Annotated in this window: 18 protein-coding genes, 1 tRNA gene and 1 pseudogene; 14 read left to right on the forward strand and 6 right to left on the reverse strand. The window is 47.5% G+C overall.

Annotated elements, in window-relative coordinates:
- Positions 1-41 precede the first annotated feature (41 nt).
- On the reverse strand, positions 42-335 hold the full coding sequence (locus tag D9742_RS16080; protein ID WP_001026276.1) for a co-chaperone GroES: 294 nt from the start codon (positions 333-335) through the stop codon (positions 42-44).
- A gap of 275 nt (positions 336-610) precedes the next feature.
- Between D9742_RS16080 and yjeH the strand changes: the two genes are divergently transcribed.
- The gene (gene yjeH / locus D9742_RS16085; protein WP_130237555.1) at positions 611-1,867 is read left to right on the forward strand and encodes an L-methionine/branched-chain amino acid transporter; all 1,257 of its coding nucleotides are present in this window, start codon (positions 611-613) and stop codon (positions 1,865-1,867) included.
- A gap of 15 nt (positions 1,868-1,882) precedes the next feature.
- On the opposite strand, the gene D9742_RS16090 is transcribed toward yjeH, so the two are convergent.
- Positions 1,883-2,359 (reverse strand): FxsA family protein, encoded by a 477-nt coding sequence (locus D9742_RS16090; RefSeq protein WP_130237556.1) that lies wholly within the window; start codon positions 2,357-2,359, stop codon positions 1,883-1,885.
- A 336-nt stretch (positions 2,360-2,695) separates the two neighbouring features.
- Here D9742_RS16090 and aspA point away from each other — a divergent pair, with 336 nt between their 5' ends.
- From aspA to lysS, 13 genes and pseudogenes are all read left to right on the forward strand, one after another.
- Positions 2,696-4,132, forward strand: coding sequence for an aspartate ammonia-lyase (gene aspA, locus D9742_RS16095; RefSeq protein WP_130237557.1), 1,437 nt, complete (start codon positions 2,696-2,698; stop codon positions 4,130-4,132).
- 117 nt (positions 4,133-4,249) lie between these two features.
- Complete coding sequence (gene dcuA / locus D9742_RS16100) at positions 4,250-5,551, forward strand: anaerobic C4-dicarboxylate transporter DcuA (protein WP_064525748.1); 1,302 nt, start codon at positions 4,250-4,252, stop codon at positions 5,549-5,551.
- A 115-nt stretch (positions 5,552-5,666) separates the two neighbouring features.
- Positions 5,667-6,005 carry a divalent cation tolerance protein CutA gene (cutA, locus tag D9742_RS16105; protein WP_064525746.1) on the forward strand — a complete coding sequence of 113 codons (339 nt, stop codon included), beginning with the start codon at positions 5,667-5,669 and terminating at the stop codon, positions 6,003-6,005.
- Positions 5,981-7,678 (forward strand): protein-disulfide reductase DsbD, encoded by a 1,698-nt coding sequence (gene dsbD, locus D9742_RS16110; protein WP_130237558.1) that lies wholly within the window; start codon positions 5,981-5,983, stop codon positions 7,676-7,678. The genes cutA and dsbD overlap by 25 nt, the downstream gene beginning before the upstream one ends.
- A gap of 35 nt (positions 7,679-7,713) precedes the next feature.
- On the forward strand, positions 7,714-8,289 hold the full coding sequence (locus D9742_RS16115; protein ID WP_024240009.1) for a transcriptional regulator: 576 nt from the start codon (positions 7,714-7,716) through the stop codon (positions 8,287-8,289).
- 67 nt (positions 8,290-8,356) lie between these two features.
- Positions 8,357-10,372: a DUF1176 domain-containing protein gene (locus D9742_RS16120; protein ID WP_130237559.1), complete on the forward strand. Its 2,016-nt coding sequence runs from the start codon at positions 8,357-8,359 to the stop codon at positions 10,370-10,372.
- Positions 10,373-10,487: 115 nt separating this feature from the next.
- A tRNA-Phe gene (locus D9742_RS16125) sits at positions 10,488-10,563 on the forward strand.
- Between the two features lie 242 nt (positions 10,564-10,805).
- Positions 10,806-10,920, forward strand: a pseudogene (locus D9742_RS23510) (integrase); the annotation flags it as partial.
- 258 nt (positions 10,921-11,178) lie between these two features.
- Positions 11,179-12,717, forward strand: coding sequence for a lysine decarboxylation/transport transcriptional activator CadC (gene cadC / locus D9742_RS16130; RefSeq protein WP_130237560.1), 1,539 nt, complete (start codon positions 11,179-11,181; stop codon positions 12,715-12,717).
- Between the two features lie 366 nt (positions 12,718-13,083).
- Positions 13,084-14,418, forward strand: coding sequence for a cadaverine/lysine antiporter (gene cadB / locus D9742_RS16135; protein ID WP_130205939.1), 1,335 nt, complete (start codon positions 13,084-13,086; stop codon positions 14,416-14,418).
- A gap of 79 nt (positions 14,419-14,497) precedes the next feature.
- The gene (gene cadA, locus D9742_RS16140) at positions 14,498-16,645 is read left to right on the forward strand and encodes a lysine decarboxylase CadA (protein ID WP_130237561.1); all 2,148 of its coding nucleotides are present in this window, start codon (positions 14,498-14,500) and stop codon (positions 16,643-16,645) included.
- Positions 16,646-16,703: 58 nt separating this feature from the next.
- Entirely contained in the window at positions 16,704-18,161 is a 1,458-nt protein-coding gene (dtpC, locus tag D9742_RS16145) for a dipeptide/tripeptide permease DtpC (protein ID WP_130237562.1), read from the forward strand.
- A gap of 236 nt (positions 18,162-18,397) precedes the next feature.
- A complete protein-coding gene (lysS, locus tag D9742_RS16150; protein WP_130237563.1) occupies positions 18,398-19,915 on the forward strand; it encodes a lysine--tRNA ligase in 1,518 nt (505 codons plus the stop codon).
- 118 nt (positions 19,916-20,033) lie between these two features.
- Here the strand turns inward: lysS and ghoT are convergent, their stop codons facing one another.
- The 4 genes from ghoT to yjdI all read right to left on the reverse strand — a co-directional run bounded on the left by ghoT (position 20,034) and on the right by yjdI (position 21,272).
- The gene (gene ghoT / locus D9742_RS16155; RefSeq protein ID WP_064525730.1) at positions 20,034-20,207 is read right to left on the reverse strand and encodes a type V toxin-antitoxin system toxin GhoT; all 174 of its coding nucleotides are present in this window, start codon (positions 20,205-20,207) and stop codon (positions 20,034-20,036) included.
- A 26-nt stretch (positions 20,208-20,233) separates the two neighbouring features.
- Positions 20,234-20,530: a type V toxin-antitoxin system endoribonuclease antitoxin GhoS gene (ghoS, locus tag D9742_RS16160; protein ID WP_130237626.1), complete on the reverse strand. Its 297-nt coding sequence runs from the start codon at positions 20,528-20,530 to the stop codon at positions 20,234-20,236.
- Between the two features lie 227 nt (positions 20,531-20,757).
- Positions 20,758-21,030 carry a GNAT family N-acetyltransferase gene (locus D9742_RS16165; RefSeq protein ID WP_130237564.1) on the reverse strand — a complete coding sequence of 91 codons (273 nt, stop codon included), beginning with the start codon at positions 21,028-21,030 and terminating at the stop codon, positions 20,758-20,760.
- 11 nt (positions 21,031-21,041) lie between these two features.
- A complete protein-coding gene (gene yjdI, locus D9742_RS16170) occupies positions 21,042-21,272 on the reverse strand; it encodes a 4Fe-4S mono-cluster protein YjdI (protein WP_130237565.1) in 231 nt (76 codons plus the stop codon).
- Position 21,273 lies beyond the last annotated feature (1 nt).

The following is a 21,273-nucleotide window of genomic DNA, read 5'->3' on the forward strand; positions in this document are numbered from 1 at the left end:
TCTTTATTCCTTAAATTCGTATGTTCAGTGTCGTGCGCGGATTACGCTTCAACAATTGCCAGAATGTCGCTTTCGGACATGATCAACACTTCTTCATTGTCGATCTTCTCAGACTTCACACCGTAGCCATCATTGAAAATTACGATGTCGCCAACTTTCACGTCCAGCGGTTTCACTTCGCCATTTTCAAGGATGCGGCCATTGCCAACAGCCAGCACTTCGCCACGGGTAGATTTTGCCGCTGCAGAGCCGGTCAGAACGATGCCGCCAGCAGATTTAGTTTCAACTTCTTTACGCTTGACGATCACGCGATCATGCAATGGACGAATATTCATTGATAACTCTCCTTTGAGAAAGTCCGTATCTGTTATGGGTGACGCCGGACCTTACGTGGTTTCCCGGCTGGTGACCAGTGAAATGGGGATGGGCTTCTCCCCCTTCAAGGGGGCAAATGAAAAAAAATTCTGATCAGTACAAAATCGGGTAAAAATCCTGATTCACATCACATTTCATCGCAATTTCTCCATCGCCGCCATACGCGAATCTGATTGTGCTACCATCGAAAACCTGCGCAGTTGCCCAAAATTTGGGCACAATTGGACATTAACCCATGAGTGGACTCAAACAAGAACTGGGATTAGCCCAGGGGATCGGCCTGTTATCAACCTCATTATTAGGCACGGGTGTGTTTGCCGTTCCCGCATTAGCCGCCCTGCTAGCGGACAATACCAGCCTGTGGGCCTGGCCCGTTTTGATTATCTTAGTGTTCCCGATTGCTATCGTCTTTGCTCTGCTGGGACGCCACTATCCCAGCGCGGGTGGCGTCGCGCATTTCGTTGGCATGGCGTTTGGCTCGCGGCTTGAGCGAGTTACTGGCTGGCTATTTTTATCGGTCATTCCCGTGGGCCTGCCCGCTGCGCTACAAATTGCCGCCGGCTTTGGCCAGGCAATGTTTGGTTGGCATAGCTGGCAGCTGTTGTTGGCAGAACTCGGTACGCTGGCGCTGGTGTGGTACATCGGTACTCGCGGTGCCAGTTCCAGTGCTAATCTACAAACGGTCATTGCCGGGCTTATCGTTGCGCTGATTGTCGCTCTCTGGTGGGCGGGCGATATCAAACCTGCAAATATCTCCTTCCCTGCGCCTGATAATATCGAACTTACCGGATTATTTGCTGCGTTATCGGTGATGTTCTGGTGCTTTGTCGGTCTGGAGGCATTTGCCCATCTCGCCTCGGAATTTAAAAATCCGGAGCGTGATTTTCCCCGCGCTCTGATGATTGGTCTGCTGCTGGCAGGATTAGTGTATTGGGGCTGTACGGTGGTGGTATTACACTTCAACGCCTACGGTGAAAAAATGGCGGCAGCAGCATCGCTTCCAAAAATTGTGGTGCAGCTGTTTGGTGTAGGAGCGTTGTGGATTGCCTGTGTTATCGGTTATCTGGCCTGCTTTGCCAGCCTCAACATTTATATACAGAGTTTCGCCCGATTAGTCTGGTCGCAGGCACAACATAATCCTGACCACTACCTGGCACGCCTCTCTTCTCGCCATATCCCGACTAATGCCCTTAATGCCGTGCTCGGCTGTTGCGTGGTGAGCACGTCGGCGATCCATATGTTAGATATCAATCTGGACGCACTTATCATCTATGCCAACGGCATCTTTATTATGATCTATCTGCTGTGCATGCTGGCAGGCTGTAAATTATTGCAAGGACGTTATCGGCTACTGGCGGTAATTGGCGGGCTGTTATGCGTTCTGTTACTGGCGATGGTCGGCTGGAAAAGTTTATATGCACTGATCATGCTGGCGGGGTTATGGCTGTTTCTGCCAAAACGAAAAACGCCGGAAAATGGCATAACCACATAATCCGGCGTTTCGTCATTAATCCTTGCGATCGTCTTTATGATCAAGGCGCTCGCGGTCATCATCCTTACGCTGATACTCACCATCAAAAGTATTACCGCCACCGGTTCCGGCGCTAAAACCACCGCCCGGCATACGGGAAAAGCGCAAATGCGGCATCAGCTTCACCGTCAGGTGCTTTTGCACTGGCGGTAATAACAGAAGAAGACCGAGGAAATCGGTAAAAAAGCCCGGTAATAAAAGCAGCAAACCGGCAATGATCAACGAAACGCTTTTAATCATTTCCGCCGCCGGGTTTTCACCCGCCGCCATTTTTTGTTGCATCAGAACAAAATTCTTAAAGCCCTGATTACGTACCAGTGACATACCGATAACTGATGTGAATATAACCAATATAAGAGTTAGCAATACACCTAATACATGAGCAACCTGAATAAAGATTGAAATCTCAATATAGACATAAAGGAAAACGGCAATTAAAGGTAACCAGCGCAAAGGTTTCTCCTGTAATAGCAACCGGTTAAATCCGGCCGCCTGAATGGGTTGCGAATCGCGTTCAGCTTATATTGTGGTCATTAGCAAAATTTCAAGATGTTTGCGCAACTATTTTTGGTAGTAATCCCAAAGCGGTGATCTATTTCACAAATTAATAATTAAGGGGTAAAAACCGACACTTAAAGTGATCCAGATTACGGTAGAAATCCTCAAGCAGCATATGATCTCGAGTATTCGACCGATGCAGGGGATAATCGTCGGTCGAAAAACATTCGAAACCACATATATTCTGTGTGTTTAAAGCAAATCATTGGCAGCTTGAAAAAGAAGGTTCACATGTCAAACAACATTCGTATCGAAGAAGATCTGTTGGGTACCAGGGAAGTTCCAGCTGATGCCTACTATGGTGTTCACACTCTGAGAGCGATTGAAAACTTCTATATCAGCAACAACAAAATCAGCGATATTCCTGAATTTGTTCGCGGTATGGTAATGGTTAAAAAAGCCGCAGCTATGGCAAACAAAGAGCTGCAAACCATTCCTAAAAGTGTAGCGAATGCAATCATTGCCGCATGTGATGAAGTCCTGAACAACGGAAAATGCATGGATCAGTTCCCGGTAGACGTCTACCAGGGCGGCGCAGGTACTTCCGTAAACATGAACACCAACGAAGTGCTGGCCAATATCGGTCTGGAACTGATGGGTCACCAGAAAGGTGAATATCAGTACCTGAACCCGAACGACCACGTTAACAAATGTCAGTCCACTAACGACGCCTACCCGACCGGTTTCCGCATCGCGGTTTACTCTTCTCTGATTAAACTGGTAGATGCTATTAACCAACTGCGTGAAGGCTTTGAACGTAAAGCTGTCGAATTCCAGGACATCCTGAAAATGGGTCGTACCCAGCTGCAGGACGCAGTACCGATGACCCTCGGTCAGGAATTCCGCGCTTTCAGCATCCTGCTGAAAGAAGAAGTGAAAAACATCGAACGTACCGCTGAGCTGCTGCTGGAAGTTAACCTCGGCGCAACTGCAATCGGTACTGGCCTGAACACGCCAAAAGAGTACTCTCCGCTGGCAGTGAAAAAACTGGCTGAAGTTACTGGCTTCCCATGCGTACCTGCCGAAGACCTGATCGAAGCGACCTCTGACTGCGGCGCTTACGTTATGGTTCATGGCGCGCTGAAACGCATGGCTGTGAAGATGTCCAAAATCTGTAACGACCTGCGCTTGCTCTCTTCTGGCCCACGTGCCGGCCTGAACGAGATCAACCTGCCGGAACTGCAGGCGGGCTCTTCCATCATGCCAGCTAAAGTAAACCCAGTTGTTCCGGAAGTGGTTAACCAGGTTTGCTTCAAAGTCATCGGTAACGACACCACTGTTACCATGGCGGCAGAAGCAGGTCAGCTGCAGCTGAACGTCATGGAGCCGGTCATTGGCCAGGCCATGTTTGAATCCGTTCACATTCTGACCAACGCTTGCTACAACCTGCTGGAAAAATGCGTTAACGGCATCACTGCTAACAAAGAAGTGTGCGAAGGTTACGTTTACAACTCTATCGGTATCGTCACTTACCTGAACCCATTCATCGGCCACCACAACGGTGACATCGTGGGTAAAATCTGTGCCGAAACCGGCAAGAGCGTACGTGAAGTCGTTCTGGAGCGCGGTCTGTTGACTGAAGCAGAACTAGACGATATTTTCTCCGTACAGAATCTGATGCACCCGGCTTACAAAGCAAAACGCTATACTGATGAAAGCGAACAGTAATCGTACAGGGTAGTACAAATAAAAAAGGCACGTCAGACGACGTGCCTTTTTTCTTGTGTGTAGTAACTTAAAAATAACAACCTTATATCAACTTGTTAAAAAACAAGGAAGGCTAATATGCTAGTTGTAGAACTCATCATAGTTTTGCTGGCGATCTTCTTGGGCGCCAGACTGGGGGGAATTGGTATTGGTTTTGCAGGTGGATTGGGGGTGCTGGTTCTTGCCGCTATCGGCGTCAAGCCTGGTAACATCCCATTCGATGTAATTTCCATTATCATGGCGGTTATCGCTGCTATTTCTGCCATGCAGGTTGCTGGCGGTCTGGACTATCTGGTTCACCAGACAGAAAAGCTGCTGCGCCGTAACCCGAAATACATTACGATCCTTGCACCGATCGTGACCTATTTCCTGACCATCTTTGCTGGTACCGGCAACATCTCTCTGGCAACACTGCCAGTTATCGCTGAAGTTGCGAAAGAACAAGGTGTTAAACCTTGCCGTCCACTATCAACAGCGGTAGTTTCCGCGCAGATTGCGATCACCGCATCGCCAATCTCTGCGGCGGTGGTTTACATGTCTTCCGTGATGGAAGGTCATGGCATCAGCTACCTGCATCTGCTCTCTGTGGTCATCCCGTCTACCCTGCTGGCAGTTCTGGTGATGTCCTTCCTGGTAACCATGCTTTTCAACTCCAAACTGTCTGACGATCCGATTTATCGCAAGCGTCTGGAAGAAGGTCTGGTTGAACTGCGCGGTGAGAAGCAGATTGAAATCAAACAAGGCGCGAAAGCATCCGTCTGGCTGTTCCTGCTGGGCGTAGTTGGCGTGGTTATCTATGCGATTATCAACAGCCCGAGCATGGGCCTGGTTGAAAAACCGCTGATGAACACCACCAACGCTATCCTGATTATCATGCTGAGCGTTGCAACCCTGACCACTGTTCTTTGCAAAGTGGACACCGACAACATCCTCAACTCCAGCACCTTCAAAGCAGGTATGAGCGCCTGTATTTGTATCCTGGGTGTTGCATGGCTGGGCGATACTTTCGTTTCCAACAACATCGACTGGATCAAAGATACCGCTGGTGAAGTCATTCAGGGTCATCCGTGGCTGCTGGCTGTCATCTTCTTCTTTGCTTCTGCTCTGCTGTACTCTCAGGCTGCAACTGCAAAAGCACTGATGCCAATGGCTCTGGCGCTGAACGTTTCTCCGCTGACCGCTGTAGCTTCTTTCGCAGCCGTGTCTGGTCTGTTCATTCTGCCGACCTACCCGACGCTGGTTGCTGCGGTACAGATGGATGACACAGGTACCACTCGTATCGGTAAATTCGTCTTCAACCATCCGTTCTTCATCCCGGGCACTCTGGGTGTTGCCCTGGCCGTTTGCTTCGGCTTCTTGCTGGGCAGCGTGATGCTGTAATGACAAATCGCGGGGCGTTCACGCCCCGCTTTCTTTCCCGCCGACTAACATCCTTTCCCCGTCCGTTGTATAGTGACCTCTCTCTTGCGGTTCCATCTGTTCTTGCGAGGTGTTTATGCTTGATGAAAAAAGTTCGAATACCGCGTCTGTCGTGGTGTTGTGCACCGCGCCGGATGAAGCGACGGCCCAGGAATTAGCCGCCAAAGTATTGGCGGAAAAACTGGCGGCCTGCGCGACCTTGATTCCTGGCGCTACCTCTCTCTATTACTGGGAGGGAAAACTGGAACAAGAATACGAAGTGCAGATGATTTTAAAAACCACCGTATCTCACCAGCAAGCACTGCTGGAATGCCTGAAGTCTCACCATCCGTATCAAACCCCGGAGCTTCTGGTTTTACCTGTTACACACGGAGACACAGATTACCTCTCATGGCTCAACGCATCTTTACGCTGATCCTGCTACTTTGCAGCACTTCCGTTTTTGCCGGATTATTCGACGCGCCGGGACGCTCACAATTTGTCCCCGCAGATCAGGCCTTTGCTTTTGATTTTCAGCAAAACCAACATGACCTTAATCTGAGCTGGCAGATCAAAGACGGTTACTATCTTTACCGTAAACAGATCCGCATTACGCCGGAACAGGCGAAAATTGCCGACGTGCAGCTGCCGCAAGGCGTCTGGCATGAAGATGAGTTTTACGGCAAAAGCGAGATTTACCGCGATCGACTGACGCTTCCTGTGATCATCAACCAGGCAAGTGCTGGTGCGACATTGACTGTCACTTACCAGGGCTGTGCTGACGCCGGTTTTTGTTATCCACCAGAAACCAAAACCGTTCCGTTAAGCGAAGTGGTCGCCAACAACGCAGCGCCACAGCCTGTGTCTGTTCCGCAGCAAGAGCAGCCCGCCGCGCAATTGCCCTTTTCCGCGCTCTGGGCGTTGTTGATTGGTATCGGTATCGCCTTCACGCCATGCGTGCTGCCAATGTACCCACTAATTTCCGGCATCGTGCTGGGTGGTAAACAGCGCCTCTCCACCGCCAGAGCATTATTGCTGACCTTTATTTATGTGCAGGGGATGGCGCTGACCTACACGGCGCTGGGCCTGGTAGTTGCCGCCGCAGGATTACAGTTCCAGGCGGCGCTACAACATCCTTACGTGCTTATCGGCCTCGCTATCGTCTTTACCTTGCTGGCGATGTCGATGTTTGGTCTATTCACCCTGCAACTTCCCTCTTCGTTGCAAACGCGCCTCACGCTAATGAGCAATCGCCAACAAGGTGGCTCGCCCGGTGGTGTGTTTGTTATGGGGGCGATTGCCGGGCTAATCTGTTCACCATGTACCACCGCGCCACTTAGCGCGATTCTGCTGTACATCGCCCAAAGCGGGAACATGTGGCTGGGCGGCGGCACGCTTTATCTCTATGCGCTGGGCATGGGCCTGCCGTTGATGCTAATTACCGTCTTTGGCAACCGTCTGCTACCGAAAAGCGGTCCGTGGATGGAACAAGTTAAAACCGCGTTTGGTTTTGTTATCCTCGCACTGCCGGTGTTCCTGCTGGAGCGAGTAGTTGGTGATGTCTGGGGATTACGCTTGTGGTCGGCGCTTGGTGTCGCATTCTTTAGCTGGGCCTTTGTCACCAGCCTACAGGCCAAACGCAGCTGGATGCGCATTGTACAAATTATTCTGCTGGCGGCGGCGCTGGTTAGCGTGCGTCCATTACAGGATTGGGCATTTGGCGCAACTAACATTGCGCAAACTCAGGCCCATCTCAACTTTACGCAAATCAAAACGGTGGATGAATTAAATCAGGCACTCGCCGAAGCCAAAGGCAAATCGGTAATGTTGGATCTCTATGCCGACTGGTGCGTCGCCTGTAAAGAGTTCGAGAAATACACCTTCAGCGACCCGCAGGTGCAAAAAGCGTTAGCAGACACGGTCTTACTTCAAGCCAACGTCACTGCCAACGACGCCCAGGATGTGGCGCTGTTAAAACATCTAAATGTCCTTGGCCTACCGACAATTCTGTTTTTTGACCGACAAGGTCAGGAGCATCCACAAGCACGCGTCACGGGCTTTATGGATGCAGAAACCTTCAGCGCACATTTGCGCGATCGCCAACCGTGAACGACACTTCAGTGGGAAAGACGGAGGAAAATAGCGTGCAACGTGAAGATGTTCTGGGAGAAGCCCTGAAATTATTAGAGTTACAAGGGATTGCCAACACCACGCTGGAGATGGTTGCTGAACGTGTGGATTATCCACTGGACGAGCTGCGCCGCTTCTGGCCAGACAAAGAGGCAATCCTCTACGATGCGCTGCGCTATCTTAGCCAACAGATAGATGTCTGGCGTCGTCAGCTGATGCTGGACGAAACGCAATCCGCCGAGCAAAAGCTGCTGGCGCGTTATCAGGCACTGTCGGAGTGCGTTAAGAACAACCGCTATCCGGGCTGTCTGTTTATCGCCGCCTGTACGTTTTATCCCGATCCAGGCCACCCTATTCATCAACTGGCCGATCAGCAAAAAAGCGCAGCCTACGATTTTACCCACGAACTGTTAACCACGCTGGAAGTTGACGATCCGGCGATGGTAGCAAAGCAGATGGAACTGGTACTGGAAGGGTGTTTAAGCCGAATGCTGGTGAATCGTAGCCAGGCGGATGTCGATACCGCACATCGGCTGGCGGAAGATATCCTGCGCTTCGCCCGCTGCCGCCAGGGTGGTGCACTGACGTAATTCGGATTTCTGGCCCTTTCGTATACGCATATAATTCCGCCAACACGGATATGTTAAAGGGAATTATATGCGCCTGCTTCACCACGCCACACTCGCCAGTCTTTTCGTTATACCATTTTTTGCCAATGCCATAAGTGGCCTTACTTTCAGCCATAAAAACTGGGAACTCGCCTGCGACAACACAGGTACCTGCCGCGCTGCGGGCTATGGTGATAACGTCAGTGCATTACTGACGCGTCGAGCGGGTATATCCCCTGATACCAGAATAGAGGTAACTTTTTCCCAACGAGAACAAGGACATTCCCCCATCTCCACTGCCGTGCTTTTTATTAATAATCAAAAAAAAAGGCCGCTTATTCCTGTTTCGGATGGCTATTTTTTGCTGGGAAGTGACATCCGGTCTGCCTTTATTCGGGCATTACAACATAATGACGTGATTGAATTTGAAGCCGACGGCGAACGTAAAATGCTCTCTCTGGCAGGATCAGATGCCGTACTACTGAAAATGGATGCGTTCCAAAAACGTATCAATACCGCAAGCGCCCTGCTTAAGCCAGGACCTGACAACATTTTCGAAGCACTCCCCGAATCTCCCACACCGCTTATCGCGACACGCCCCGTTATCTCATCGCCGAAAAGGACACCATTATCGGAAATACAGCTTCAAAATATCCAGTCACAGCTTCAACTGACACCAGAGATGAACTGTAGCGGGCCGACAGAGGGGGGCAAAAACCGCTATTACGCCATTCCGGTTGATAAAAGTCATACGTTAATTCAAACAGCGTGTTTCGATATCTCCCGTTACGCTATGTGGCTAACTAACTCCACACTAACAGCCCCTCCGCAGTTGATTACCAACGATGCAAGCGGCTATAAGGACGGAGAGATAAGAAAATTTGCCGAGCCGATACAAATCTGGCGCTGGACCGGAAAAAAGTTTGCATTAACCGATGAATACCGCAGCGGTGGCCGGGGAACTTTCTCTGTTAATGGAGTCTGGACGCTGCCCACGTTCGTGAGCCATGTCCGCACGCAACAAGACATCGACAAAGATAATGCCGCGCTAAAGTCCCTTCTTGATGCTATCAATAAAGAAAAAGCGATTAACCCAGAACTGAATCTGAAGAAAGTTTCCGACCAGTTTCCACTAATGGGGCAGTCTACGGATTTCTCAGTGCAAAGCGTCGATGAACAAGATAATCCATTACCCGATCAAAAACCCTCAGCCGAAATCAGTGACGATGAATGGCAGGCCTTTAAACAATCACCTGTCGAAGGAGTTTCCGAAAATGGACGAACTGACTATGTGTTGGTTGATTTAGATGGTGACGGGAAACGTGATCTTATTATTAACTGTTATGTTGGTGGTACGGGGCTTTTCAGCTACACGGGCGTACTAAAACGCGGAGATAAGACGTTTTATGCGGTTAATAGCACTGACGATGAAATCGTCGACGTAGCAGGTGCGTTGTTCTCGGAACCCGGACGTGGTGCTAACCAGTGGAGCCAATGGGTTCGCATAAACGGCCAGGTTTATGCGCTCTGGTATAACGGCCAGTTTGGCGAAGATAACCTTTATTTACTGCGACCTTTTATCAACACAGACAAAGTTCCTGTTGTGACGATTCGTTACCGCTATGCATTAGAAATAATGAAAGCCGACAGCAAAGAACTCCCGGCAATCAGTGATAAAGACCGCAAAGGCCTGTTGAAATCTCTCGCCCGGATGCAGGACCATCTCATTAAAGATATGCCCTCAAATCAACCTCCTGCTGCTATATGCCCAATTCCATCAAACACGTCTGCCGCAGATGCTAATAACTACCGCTTTGGAGAGCCACTGCATTACACCTTTGAACGTGTTGCCGTCATTCCTGTCTGGTTGAATAACAACTGTTACATAGGCACCGTTGCCAGCCATCACGGTTACTACCAAAAAGGTGTAGATGCAGAAATAATTATCAACTCCCCGAGACAAGAAGACGGTTTTATATCAGGCTATTTGCTTACAGGTAAACGGCATGTCACCGCCATCCAAAGCGGCTGGAAAAAGCGGGAAGGTGATATGGGAGTGATGTAATTTTCCACAATAATGGTCCAGAACTGCACAAACTGCCGTAAAGATAAGCAACCAGACAGCAAAACGTGAAATTGAGTTGACGAGATGTGCAGATTACGGTTTAATGCGCCCCGTTGCCCGGATAGCTCAGTCGGTAGAGCAGGGGATTGAAAATCCCCGTGTCCTTGGTTCGATTCCGAGTCCGGGCACCAAATTCATATAAGCGGACCTCCACGGAGGTCCGTTTTTCGTTTCAGGACGCCACGATTTAAGCATTCTGCCTCCAGTACAATTCTACCGAACTCAACCAGATTTTCCCCACATCACCAGCATTTTGCGGGCATACCCTTGTTTGAGAAAATTTGTCCCTGAGCTATGACACTGACTGACGCGAAATGTCGTGCGGCCCCGCTATGCTGTTGAACGTTAAATGACGTCATCAGGAGCGTAACGCATCCATAAAGCACAACATCAGTCTGAACGCCGCCTGATGGGATATCCTGGATGCGAACAAAGAGAAATGTATCAGTCCGTTTGATCATGTAAAGACTAACAATCCATTAAAATAGCAAGCATTCCGGGCAATTTTCCGGGGATTATTCTCTGAACGTTTTCTTTGCCAAAGATGATAAGTTTTGATGGTAAGGAAAATTACTTCTGGTTCTTAGTAAAATCCTTTCGTAATACTATGTAATCAAGAAGTTTATGGCTGGTAAAAATAACGTCTTACATTCACCAATAATATGTAAATAAACCATTCTATAGATGGTAAAAATAGGTTATGGCAATTATCATTGCACCATTCCCTTTTCGAATGAGTTTCTATTATGCAACAACCTGTAGTTCGCGTTGGCGAATGGCTTGTTACTCCGTCCATAAACCAAATTAGCCGCAATGGGCGTCAACTTACCCTTGAGCCGAGATTAATCGATCTTCTGGTTTTCTTTGCTCAACACAGTGGCGAAGTACTTAGCAGGGATGAACTTATCGATAATGTCTGGAAGAGAAGTATTGTCACCAATCACGTTGTGACGCAGAGTATCTCAGAACTACGTAAGTCATTAAAAGATAATGATGAAGATAGTCCTGTCTATATCGCTACGGTACCAAAGCGCGGCTATAAATTAATGGTGCCAGTTATCTGGTACAGCGAAGAGGAAGGAGAAGAAATAATGCTATCTTCGCCTCCCCCTATACCAGAGGCGGTTCCTGACACAGATTCTCCCTCCCACAGTCTTAACATTCCAAACACCGCCACGCCACCTGAACAATCCCCAGTAAAATGCAAACGATTCACTACCTTTTGGGTATGGTTTTTTTTCCTGTTGTCATTAGGTATCTGTGTAGCACTGGTCGCATTTTCAAGTCTTGAAACACGTCTTCCTATGAGTAAATCGCGTATTTTGCTCAATCCACGCGATATTGACATTAATATGGTGAATAAGAGTTGTAACAGCTGGACTTCCCCATATCAGCTCTCCTATGCAATAGGCGTGGGTGATTTGGTAGCGACTTCACTTAATACCTTCTCCACCTTTATGGTTCATGACAAAATCAACTACAACATTGATGAACCTAGCAGCTCCGGTAAAACATTATCTATTGCGTTTGTTAATCAGCGCCAATACCGCGCTCAACAGTGCTTTATGTCAGTGAAATTGGTAGACAATGCAGATGGTTCAACCATGCTGGATAAACGTTATGTCATCACTAACGGTAATCAGCTGGCGATTCAAAATGATTTACTGGAGAGTTTGTCAAAAGCGTTAAATCAACCGTGGCCACAACGAATGCAGGAGATGCTCCAACAAATTTTGCCTCATCGTGGTGCGTTATTAACTAACTTTTATCAAGCACATGATTATTTAATGCATGGCGATGACAAATCATTGAATCGTGCCAGTGAGTTATTAGGTGAGATTATTCAATCCTCCCCCGAATTTACCTATGCGAGAGCAGAGAAAGCATTAGTTGATATAGTGCGTCATTCTCAGCATCCTTTAGATGAAAAACAATTAGCAGCACTGAACACAGAAATTGATAACATTGCTACACTGCCAGAAATGAATAATCTTGCCATTATCTATCAAATAAAAGCCGTCAGTGCTTTGACAAAAGGTAAAACAGACGAATCTTATCAGGCTATAAATACTGGCATTGATCTTGAAATGTCCTGGCTAAATTATGTGTTGCTTGGCAAAGTTTATGAGATGAAGGGGATGAACCGAGAAGCAGCTGATGCATATCTCACCGCTTTTAATTTACGCCCAGGAGCAAACACCCTTTACTGGATTGAAAATGGCATATTCCAGACTTCTGCTTCTTATGTTGTTCCTTATCTCGACAAATTTCTCGCTTCAGAATAAGAAAATCCTGGGTTGATTCATTCACGGGATTTTTGAGTGTTGAGTTTTTGTATGTCTTTATTGGTATGATGTGTTGCGGCAATTTATTTGCCGCAACACCTTTTATTACATAAATTTAACCAACAAACATCTCGTAATTCATTGTAAACATTGAATATTTATCTTTTCATGATATCAACTTGCAATCCTGATATGTTAATAAAAAACCTCAAGTTCTCACTTACAGAAACTTTTGTGTTATTTCACCTAATCTTTAGGATTAATCCTTTTTTCGTGAGTAATCTTATCGCCAGTTTGGTCTGGTCAGGAAATAGTTATACATCATGACCCGGACTCCAAATTCTAAAATGAAATTAGGAGAAGAGCATGAGTTCTGCCAAGAAGATCGGGCTATTTGCCTGTACCGGTGTTGTTGCCGGTAATATGATGGGGAGCGGTATTGCATTATTACCTGCGAACCTTGCAAGTATCGGTGGTATTGCTATCTGGGGTTGGATCATCTCTATTATTGGTGCAATGTCGCTGGCTTACGTATATGCCCGACTGGCAACCAAAAACCCGCAACAAGGTGGCCCAATTGCTTATGCCGGAGAAATTTCCCCTGCATTTGGTTTTCAGACAGGTGTTCTTTATTACCATGCTAACTGGATTGGTAACCTGGCGATTGGTATTACCGCTGTATCTTATCTTTCCACCTTCTTCCCAGTATTAAATGATCCTGTTCCGGCAGGTATTGCCTGTATTGCTATCGTCTGGGTATTTACCTTTGTAAATATGCTCGGCGGTACCTGGGTAAGCCGTTTAACCACTATTGGCCTGGTGCTGGTTCTTATTCCTGTGGTTATGACTGCTATTGTTGGCTGGCATTGGTTTGATGCTGCAACTTATGCTGCTAACTGGAATACCGCAGGAACCACTGATGGTCATGCGATCATTAAAAGTATTCTGCTCTGCCTGTGGGCTTTCGTGGGTGTGGAATCCGCAGCTGTAAGTACTGGTATGGTTAAAAACCCGAAACGTACCGTTCCACTGGCAACCATGCTGGGTACTGGTTTAGCAGGTATTGTTTACATTGCTGCGACTCAGGTGCTTTCCGGTATGTATCCGTCTTCTGTAATGGCAGCTTCCGGTGCTCCGTTTGCAATCAGTGCTTCTACTATCCTGGGTAACTGGGCTGCGCCGCTGGTTTCTGCATTCACCGCCTTTGCGTGCCTGACTTCTCTGGGCTCCTGGATGATGCTGGTAGGCCAGGCAGGTGTGCGTGCCGCTAACGACGGTAACTTCCCGAAAGTTTATGGTGAAGTCGATAGCAACGGTATTCCGAAAAAAGGTCTGCTGCTGGCTGCAGTGAAAATGACGGCCCTGATGATCCTCATCACTCTGATGAACTCTGCTGGTGGTAAAGCATCTGACCTGTTCGGTGAACTGACCGGTATCGCAGTACTGCTGACTATGCTGCCGTACTTCTACTCTTGCGTTGACCTGATTCGTTTTGAAGGCGTTAACATCCGCAACTTTGTCAGCCTGATCTGCTCTGTACTGGGTTGCGTGTTCTGCTTCATCGCTCTGATGGGCGCAAGCTCCTTCGAGCTGGCAGGTACCTTCATCGTCAGCCTGATTATCCTGATGTTCTACGCTCGCAAAATGCACGAGCGCCAGAGCCACTCAATGGATAACCACACAGCATCTAACGCACATTAATTAAAAGTATTTTCCGAGGCTCCTCCTTTCATTTTGTCCCATGTGTTGGGAGGGGCCTTTTTTACCTGGAGATATGACTATGAACGTTATTGCAATATTGAATCACATGGGGGTTTATTTTAAAGAAGAACCCATCCGTGAACTTCATCGCGCGCTTGAACGTCTGAACTTCCAGATTGTTTACCCGAACGACCGTGACGACTTATTAAAACTGATCGAAAACAATGCGCGTCTGTGCGGCGTTATTTTTGACTGGGATAAATATAATCTCGAGCTGTGCGAAGAAATTAGCAAAATGAACGAGAACCTGCCATTGTACGCGTTCGCTAATACGTATTCCACACTCGATGTAAGCCTGAATGACCTGCGTTTACAGATTAGCTTCTTTGAATATGCGCTGGGTGCTGCTGATGATATTGCTAACAAGATCAAGCAGACCACTGACGAATATATCAATACTATTCTGCCTCCGCTGACCAAAGCACTGTTTAAATATGTTCGTGAAGGTAAATATACTTTCTGTACTCCTGGCCACATGGGCGGTACCGCATTCCAGAAAAGCCCGGTAGGTAGCCTGTTCTATGATTTCTTTGGTCCGAACACCATGAAATCTGATATTTCCATTTCAGTATCTGAACTGGGTTCTCTGCTGGATCACAGTGGTCCACACAAAGAAGCAGAACAGTATATCGCTCGCGTCTTTAACGCAGACCGCAGCTACATGGTGACCAACGGTACTTCCACTGCGAACAAAATTGTTGGTATGTACTCTGCTCCGGCAGGCAGCACCATTCTGATTGACCGTAACTGCCACAAATCGCTGACCCACCTGATGATGATGAGCGATGTTACGCCAATCTATTTCCGCCCGACCCGTAACGCTTACGGTATTCTTGGTGGTATCCCACAGAGTGAATTCCAGCACGCTACCATTGCTAAGCGCGTGAAGGAAACACCAAACGCAACCTGGCCGGTACATGCTGTAATTACTAACTCTACCTATGATGGTCTGCTGTACAACACCGACTTCATCAAGAAAACACTGGATGTGAAATCCATCCACTTTGACTCCGCGTGGGTGCCTTACACCAACTTCTCACCGATTTACGAAGGTAAATGCGGTATGAGCGGTGGCCGTGTAGAAGGGAAAGTGATTTACGAAACCCAGTCCACTCACAAACTGCTGGCGGCGTTCTCTCAGGCTTCCATGATCCACGTTAAAGGTGACGTAAACGAAGAAACCTTTAACGAAGCCTACATGATGCACACCACCACTTCTCCGCACTACGGTATCGTGGCGTCCACTGAAACCGCTGCGGCGATGATGAAAGGCAATGCAGGTAAACGTCTGATCAACGGTTCCATTGAACGTGCGATCAAATTCCGTAAAGAGATCAAACGTCTGAGAACGGAATCTGATGGCTGGTTCTTTGATGTATGGCAGCCGGATCATATCGATACGACTGAATGCTGGCCGCTGCGTTCTGACAGCACCTGGCACGGCTTCAAAAACATCGATAACGAGCACATGTATCTTGACCCGATCAAAGTCACCCTGCTGACTCCGGGGATGGAAAAAGACGGCACCATGAGCGACTTTGGTATTCCTGCCAGCATCGTGGCGAAATACCTCGACGAACATGGCATCGTTGTTGAGAAAACCGGTCCGTATAACCTGCTGTTCCTGTTCAGCATCGGTATCGATAAGACCAAAGCACTGAGCCTGCTGCGTGCTCTGACTGACTTCAAACGTGCGTTCGACCTGAACCTGCGTGTGAAAAACATGCTGCCGTCTCTGTATCGTGAAGATCCTGAATTCTATGAAAACATGCGTATTCAGGAACTGGCTCAGAATATCCACAAACTGATTGTTCACCACAATCTGCCGGATCTGATGTATCGCGCATTTGAAGTGCTGCCGACGATGGTAATGACTCCGTATGCTGCGTTCCAGAAAGAGCTGCACGGTATGACCGAAGAAGTTTACATCGACGAAATGGTAGGTCGTATTAACGCCAATATGATCCTTCCGTATCCGCCGGGAGTTCCTCTGGTAATGCCGGGTGAAATGATCACCGAAGAAAGCCGCCCGGTTCTGGAGTTCCTGCAGATGCTGTGTGAAATCGGCGCTCACTATCCGGGCTTTGAAACCGATATTCACGGTGCATACCGTCAGGCTGATGGCCGCTATACCGTTAAGGTATTGAAAGAAGAAAGCAAAAAATAATTAGCTCGTACAAGGGAAGTGGCTTGCCACTTCCCTTTTTTGCTCATAAGGAGAACACATGAAAACACCCTCACAGCCGCGCGCGATATACTATATCGTGGCGATCCAGATCTGGGAGTACTTCAGTTTTTACGGCATGCGTGCCTTACTCATTCTCTATCTCACCCATCAGCTTGGTTTTGATGATAACCATGCCATCAGCCTGTTCAGCGCATACGCTTCTTTGGTTTACGTTACCCCTATTCTCGGCGGCTGGCTTGCCGACCGCCTGCTCGGCAACCGCACTGCAGTGATTGCCGGCGCGCTGTTAATGACTCTTGGCCATGTGGTGCTGGGCATTGATACAAATTCAACCTTTAGCCTGTATCTGGCGCTGGCAATCATTATTTGTGGCTACGGTTTATTCAAATCAAACATCAGCTGTTTGCTTGGCGAGCTCTACGACGAGAACGATCATCGACGTGATGGCGGTTTTTCGCTGCTGTATGCCGCGGGCAATATCGGTTCTATCGCAGCCCCCATCGCCTGCGGCCTGGCTGCACAATGGTATGGATGGCATGTTGGTTTTGCTCTTGCGGGTGGCGGCATGTTTATCGGGTTGTTGATTTTCTTAAGCGGTCATCGTCATTTCCAGTCCACGCGTAGTATGGATAAAAAAGCGCTCACTAGCGTGAAATTTGCCTTACCGGTATGGAGCTGGTTAGTGGTGATGCTCTGTTTAGCCCCAGTATTTTTTACCCTATTGCTGGAGAACGACTGGTCCGGATATTTGCTGGCGATCGTTTGCCTTATTGCCGCACAAATCATTGCCCGCATGATGATCAAATTCCCCGAACACCGCCGTGCTCTTTGGCAAATTGTATTGTTGATGTTTGTCGGGACGTTGTTCTGGGTACTGGCACAACAGGGCGGCAGTACCATCAGCTTGTTTATCGATCGCTTTGTGAATCGTCAGGCATTCAATATTGAAGTACCTACAGCACTATTCCAGTCGGTGAACGCAATTGCGGTGATGCTCGCTGGGGTTGTACTTGCCTGGCTGGCGTCGCCAGAAAGCCACGGCAACTCAACATTGCGCGTCTGGCTGAAGTTTGCCTTTGGCTTACTGCTGATGGCTTGTGGCTTTATGTTGCTGGCATTTGATGCCCGGCATGCAGCGGCTGGCGGTCAAGCGTCAATGGGCGTGATGATATCCGGGCTGGCGCTAATGGGCTTTGCCGAACTCTTTATTGACCCGGTGGCGATTGCGCAAATCACGCGTCTGAAAATGTCTGGCGTATTAACCGGTATTTATATGCTGGCAACAGGCGCGGTCGCCAACTGGCTGGCAGGCGTAGTGGCACAACAGACGACAGAGTCGCAAATTAGCGGCATGGCAATTGCAGCTTACCAGCGATTCTTTTCTCAGATGGGGGAGTGGACGCTGGCTTGTGTCGCGTTCATCGTGGTATTGGCCTTTGCTAGCCGATTTCTGTTTAACACGCCGACTAATATGATACAGGAAAGCAACGATTAACTGCCGTAAAAACAATTAGTTATGAATCAATTAGCTTTCAGTTAATCACACTAGCAAATCAATATTAATAAGATATTTAAACCATTTTTATGGTTATTTATTAGTGATATCAACTTGAGGTAAGCGTTGGTTTAGATAAGATAACCTGAGTTATTAATAGTCGAGGCAGATAATACAGTGTACCGATCTGTCTCTTTATCTACGCTAAATTGAAAGCTGGATTTAGAGGAACCAAAATGTCTGAACAAGAAACACAGGGAGCCAATGAGGCTATTGATTTTAACGATGAACTGAGAAATCGTCGCGAAAAACTGGCAGCACTGCGTCAGCAAGGTGTGGCATTTCCCAATGATTTTCGCCGCGACCATACCTCTGACCAGTTGCACGAAGAGTTTGATGCGAAGGATAACCAGGAACTTGAATCCTTAAACATCGAAGTTTCGGTTGCTGGTCGAATGATGACCCGTCGCATCATGGGGAAAGCCTCCTTTGTAACGTTGCAGGATGTCGGCGGACGTATTCAACTGTACGTTGCGCGGGATAGCCTGCCAGAAGGTGTTTATAACGATCAGTTCAAAAAATGGGACCTGGGTGACATTATCGGTGCCCGCGGTACGCTGTTTAAGACGCAAACTGGTGAGCTTTCCATTCACTGTACTGAGTTACGCCTACTGACTAAAGCACTACGTCCTTTACCAGATAAATTCCATGGTCTGCAGGATCAGGAAGTCCGTTATCGTCAACGTTATCTGGACCTCATCGCTAACGATAAATCCCGTCAAACGTTTGTTGTCCGTTCAAAAATTCTGGCCGCTATCCGCCAGTTCATGGTCGCGCGCGGCTTTATGGAAGTAGAAACCCCGATGATGCAGGTAATTCCAGGTGGGGCATCTGCTCGCCCGTTTATTACCCATCATAATGCTCTGGATTTAGATATGTATCTGCGTATCGCGCCAGAGCTGTATCTGAAACGTCTGGTTGTAGGCGGTTTTGAACGGGTATTCGAAATCAACCGTAACTTCCGTAATGAAGGTATTTCTGTTCGTCATAATCCTGAGTTCACGATGATGGAACTCTACATGGCGTATGCGGATTACCACGATTTGATTGAACTGACGGAGTCACTGTTCCGCACCCTGGCACAAGATGTACTGGGTACCACTAAAGTCACTTATGGCGAGCATGTGTTTGATTTCGGCAAACCGTTTGAAAAACTCACCATGCGCGAAGCAATCAAAAAATATCGTCCAGAAACCGATATGGCCGATCTGGATAATTTTGATGCCGCTAAAGCATTAGCTGAATCTATCGGTATTACAGTAGAGAAAAGCTGGGGGCTGGGACGTATTGTCACCGAAATCTTTGATGAAGTGGCAGAAGCACATCTGATTCAGCCAACCTTTATTACTGAGTATCCGGCAGAAGTGTCACCGCTGGCGCGCCGTAATGATGTTAACCCGGAAATCACCGACCGTTTTGAATTCTTCATCGGTGGTCGTGAAATCGGTAATGGTTTTAGCGAATTAAACGACGCAGAAGATCAGGCTGAACGTTTCCAGGAACAGGTTAACGCCAAAGCTGCAGGTGACGACGAAGCTATGTTCTACGACGAAGATTACGTGACTGCGCTGGAATATGGTCTGCCGCCAACCGCTGGTCTGGGTATTGGTATCGACCGAATGATTATGCTGTTTACTAACAGTCATACTATTCGCGACGTTATTCTCTTCCCGGCGATGCGTCCACAGAAATAAGTTTCACTTTAATGAACGAAGCAGCCAGGCGACTGCTTCGTTCGTCATTCCGCAAATCCAGTTTTGAGGAGAGACGCTTCGTTTCAAGATAACCAGCGGGTCCACTCAACCACAGCTCCTAAAAGAGAGAAAAAAGTAATGCCACAGGTAGACTCATTGGCCAGGTTATTCCTACCAGGAATGCACTAAGTAAACGAATATGTGTTTTCTCATGTGAGATAAACCAGATAATGACAAAGGATATGTTCACACCAATCACATAAAAAATTAATATTTTAGAGAAGAGTGTCATTTTGAATAACTTCTTATCCTTTCCATCTATTTGTAAAACTGACGGAAATAGTCATCAACTATCATAATGTTGAGGTCAAAATCAATATCTGGCAAGTCTAAGCATTTGATCCTGATTAAATCTTCGATTTCACTTGCGGCTAATGATGTCGTTATTGCGAAAGAATTCTCATTCAATTGTCGTGGTATTCCATATTCATCAGCCACTATAGAGGAGAAATTCATATCATACATCAATGTTCTTAACCTTAAGAAGACTGAGGAATAAGATGATGGATAATCAAAAGAAACGACATAAGTATTGAACGTTTTTTTACCTTCCATAATATGACTCCTATCAATATTAAATGCCCTGGGGGTGCAAATTTTATTAACCACGATTGATCCTTCTCATATAGGAGATATTATTTTTTTTTGCTCAGTAGAGGGGATGACTTGGGACAACAAAACGCTCTCTCTGAACATTCTTTGTGCATCCCCCTACCCTTCAGATACTCCTCTGCATCACACCACGGAGCGCATAAAAAATATCGTCACCCCGAACTCCTCCATCAACTACGAATATCATCATACTCGCGCGTTTTATCAAATTCGTGTTTCGCAAACGGGCATAGTGGGATAATTTTCCGTTTCTCCCGGCGCATTTTTTCCACCACTTTCGCCACCAGTTGTTTACCAATCCCCTGCCCTTTGAGACTTTCATCAACATCGGTATGTTCGATAATTGCTAAACTTTCCCCTGTAGGCACAAAGACAATTTCAGCAATTTGCTTTCCCTGTTCGTCATTAATGTAAAACTTATTATGGCCTTCGCGTATTTCCATTTTCCCCTCACTTATTTATGACGGTATTTCAGCGCGCCGCTCGGGCATGTATCAATCACTTTCACCACGGTGGCGACATCAACTTCATCCGGCATAATCCACGGCTTACGTTTGAGATTAAACAACTTGCCATTACCACGTACGCAATTGCCGGAATGCTGACATATTGCGGAGTTAAAATAGACATCAATTTTTTCGCCGGTATAGCAGCGATAACCACCGTCCAGTAGCTCCTGATCCATG

The sequence above is a fragment of the Escherichia sp. E1V33 genome (genome assembly GCF_004211955.1).
Taxonomy (GTDB): Bacteria; Pseudomonadota; Gammaproteobacteria; order Enterobacterales; family Enterobacteriaceae; genus Escherichia.

Excerpts from the sequence above, each read along its gene's own strand:
- D9742_RS16080 (WP_001026276.1), bottom strand. The coding sequence starts at position 335 with ATGAATATTCGTCCATTGCATGATCGCGTGATCGTCAAGCGTAAAGAA.
- yjeH (WP_130237555.1), top strand. The coding sequence starts at position 611 with ATGAGTGGACTCAAACAAGAACTGGGATTAGCCCAGGGGATCGGCCTG.
- aspA (WP_130237557.1), top strand. The coding sequence starts at position 2,696 with ATGTCAAACAACATTCGTATCGAAGAAGATCTGTTGGGTACCAGGGAA.
- dcuA (WP_064525748.1), top strand. The coding sequence starts at position 4,250 with ATGCTAGTTGTAGAACTCATCATAGTTTTGCTGGCGATCTTCTTGGGC.
- cutA (WP_064525746.1), top strand. The coding sequence starts at position 5,667 with ATGCTTGATGAAAAAAGTTCGAATACCGCGTCTGTCGTGGTGTTGTGC.
- dsbD (WP_130237558.1), top strand. The coding sequence starts at position 5,981 with ATGGCTCAACGCATCTTTACGCTGATCCTGCTACTTTGCAGCACTTCC.
- D9742_RS16120 (WP_130237559.1), top strand. The coding sequence starts at position 8,357 with ATGCGCCTGCTTCACCACGCCACACTCGCCAGTCTTTTCGTTATACCA.
- cadC (WP_130237560.1), top strand. The coding sequence starts at position 11,179 with ATGCAACAACCTGTAGTTCGCGTTGGCGAATGGCTTGTTACTCCGTCC.
- cadB (WP_130205939.1), top strand. The coding sequence starts at position 13,084 with ATGAGTTCTGCCAAGAAGATCGGGCTATTTGCCTGTACCGGTGTTGTT.
- cadA (WP_130237561.1), top strand. The coding sequence starts at position 14,498 with ATGAACGTTATTGCAATATTGAATCACATGGGGGTTTATTTTAAAGAA.
- dtpC (WP_130237562.1), top strand. The coding sequence starts at position 16,704 with ATGAAAACACCCTCACAGCCGCGCGCGATATACTATATCGTGGCGATC.
- lysS (WP_130237563.1), top strand. The coding sequence starts at position 18,398 with ATGTCTGAACAAGAAACACAGGGAGCCAATGAGGCTATTGATTTTAAC.
- ghoT (WP_064525730.1), bottom strand. The coding sequence starts at position 20,207 with ATGACACTCTTCTCTAAAATATTAATTTTTTATGTGATTGGTGTGAAC.
- ghoS (WP_130237626.1), bottom strand. The coding sequence starts at position 20,530 with ATGGAAGGTAAAAAAACGTTCAATACTTATGTCGTTTCTTTTGATTAT.
- D9742_RS16165 (WP_130237564.1), bottom strand. The coding sequence starts at position 21,030 with ATGGAAATACGCGAAGGCCATAATAAGTTTTACATTAATGACGAACAG.
- yjdI (WP_130237565.1), bottom strand. The coding sequence starts at position 21,272 with ATGGATCAGGAGCTACTGGACGGTGGTTATCGCTGCTATACCGGCGAA.